This window comes from Lysinibacillus parviboronicapiens (assembly GCF_003049575.1).
Classification (GTDB): domain Bacteria; phylum Bacillota; class Bacilli; order Bacillales_A; family Planococcaceae; genus Lysinibacillus; species Lysinibacillus parviboronicapiens.
Genome location: NZ_PYWI01000069.1, coordinates 1 through 2,404 on the forward strand (window position 1 = coordinate 1; position 2,404 = coordinate 2,404).

Genomic DNA, 2,404 nt, shown 5'->3' on the forward strand with positions numbered 1-2,404 from the left:
GTCGTCATAAGTATCGCAGAGATCCATTGTGCATCACATAGTGGATAAAAAAGCTAATGATTTCCATTAGTTTTAGCGAAGCGTACACTCAGATTGTAAATTATAACTATAAATTAAAAATACTGTTTATAAATCAAGTGGAAAAATATTTTTTCTTCATCACGAAGTGGTGGAAACCGTTGATACATCAATGTTTATAGAGGGAGTTTAGTTTTATATTTTTTGGATTTAAAAGATATAAGGGGGAAAAGGGATGCAAATACTATTAATTCGCCACGGAGAATCTGAAGCAGATATTTTAAACGTACATGAAGGAAGAGCTGATTTTGAATTAACGGAAAGAGGTAGAAAGCAAGTGGGAAGTTTATCACAAAAAGTAAATAATGATTTCCCACCAGATTTTATATGGGCAAGTACGTTAAAAAGAGCACGTGAAACTGCTGAAATATTAGGAGAAACTATTGGATGCCCAGTGCAATTGGAAGAAGAATTAATGGAGTTTAATAATGGTGTACAAGCTGGATTATCCTTTGAAGAAGCGAAAAAGTATCCTGAGCCAAAATTTTTTCATGAAAGTTTTGAAAATGGAGAGACATTCATAGAATTTCGAATGAGAATTGAAACGATATTTTCTAAGATTGTGACAGGAAATACATATGAGCGCATAGCGATTGTTGCTCATGGTGGGGTAATTAATAATATATTACGTGCTTTTTACCAAATGCCAATCAACATGGATTATTATTTTAAAATTGGAGATACAGGAATTAGTTTAATTGAACTTACTGATAAGGAAAAGGTAATTCATTTTATAAATGATACGAATCATTTAGGGAATATATAGGATAATTTTCTTGAAAAATTTTTTCAACTTTTTAAGAAAAAACACACTATTTAATCAATAGAAACCCACCGTTAATTTTAAAACGGTGGGTTTTATAACGAAAATCAAAGTTTACAGGATACTTTTATTCAAATTTTATTTTTACGCTACGGGAGGATATTTATTTGCGGACAGATATAGATAATTGGGAATCAATCACCATAACAGAAATTAATAAGCTCTTTTCTATTATTCCGATTAAATGGGGTATTGCAGGGGGATGGGCTTTAGATTTACATTTAGGCAAACAGTCAAGGGCACATGATGATATTGATGTAATAATACTTCGAGAGGAACAATTGACTGCCTATAATCATTTGTCAGATGATTGGATGTTATACAAAGCAGAGAATGGGAAACTTGTTCCTTGGCAAGAAGGCGAGTTTTTAAAAACCACAAATGATATCTGGGTTACAAAAAGCAGTAGTTCTCCATGGGCTTTTCAAATTATGTTAGTAGAGACAGAGCAACAATCCTGGATTTACAGGAGAGAAAAATCTATTCGAAGAAGATTAGAGGATATATTTTTAAGAACAAATGATGAGATACCTTACCTGAGACCCGAGATTCAACTCCTTTATAAAGGTGGTAGCTCAAAGGTTAGAGAAAAAGATTTTAAAGATTTACAAATTATGCTTCCATATTTACTGCCTGAACAAAGGGATTGGTTAAAAATGACTTTGAAAAGGCAATTTCCAACTGGTCATTCGTGGCTTGACTATATCTAAGAGTGAAATATGATTTAAAACATAAGTTATCATTAATTCCAAAAACTTAGGGATGTTGTTCAACAATCGGGCGCGATTGGTGAGCAACACCATTACGAAATGATCAAACTTTTTAAAAAACGAAACTAATATCTGCTGTTAAAGAATCCATTTTGATCAATCTTTTTTAAAACTGGATACTTTATATTTATTGTAAAATGCTGGTTTGTGAGATTTTTTTGATCAAACTTTATTTCAAAGCAACAGGTTGATCTACTATAAATAGCCATTGGCTGTCGAAGATTGATTAAATGTAATCAATATATTTTCTAATTTATATTTTTAAATGAATTTGGCGAGAAGCGAAAACTTTCTTACCAAGTTCTTTTTTTATTTCTCAACTAAAGAAATATACGTTAAAGAGAAATAAGTAACCTAAATTTATATTTTTTGTTAACCTTTTTAGTATTGAAACGTTTTAAAGGTGGGAGGTTTGAAATGAATGATTCCATGATGGGGAAAAAATTAAATGAGATACTAAAATTTGTTTACTCTTGCCTAATAAAAATGGGTGCTTCAAAGGAGGATGCAGAAGATATTATCCAAGATACTGCGTATAAGTTTTTACAATACATAGACTCAGTCCAGATTGATAATATACAAAGTTGGCTATTTAGAGTAGCAGTAAATCAATATTATGATTTGTCCCGTAAGAAATCTAGACGAAGAGATATATTATTGAAATTCAACGTACAGGAAATATTTGAGGAAGAAACACCTGAAAAAGTCCTCATGCAAAGTGAACTAGAAAGAG

General features: G+C 31.3%; 3 protein-coding genes. All 3 read left to right on the forward strand.

Going from position 1 to position 2,404, the window contains the following annotated elements; translation table 11 throughout:
- Positions 1-253: 253 nt before the first annotated feature.
- Positions 254-844 carry a histidine phosphatase family protein gene (locus tag C9J35_RS22825; RefSeq protein WP_054770087.1) on the forward strand — a complete coding sequence of 197 codons (591 nt, stop codon included), beginning with the start codon at positions 254-256 and terminating at the stop codon, positions 842-844.
- Between the two features lie 164 nt (positions 845-1,008).
- On the forward strand, positions 1,009-1,611 hold the full coding sequence (locus C9J35_RS22830; RefSeq protein ID WP_054770086.1) for a nucleotidyltransferase domain-containing protein: 603 nt from the start codon (positions 1,009-1,011) through the stop codon (positions 1,609-1,611).
- Positions 1,612-2,088: 477 nt separating this feature from the next.
- The coding region (locus tag C9J35_RS22840) for an RNA polymerase sigma factor (RefSeq protein ID WP_167396052.1) at positions 2,089-2,404 on the forward strand (316 nt) is incomplete at its 3' end.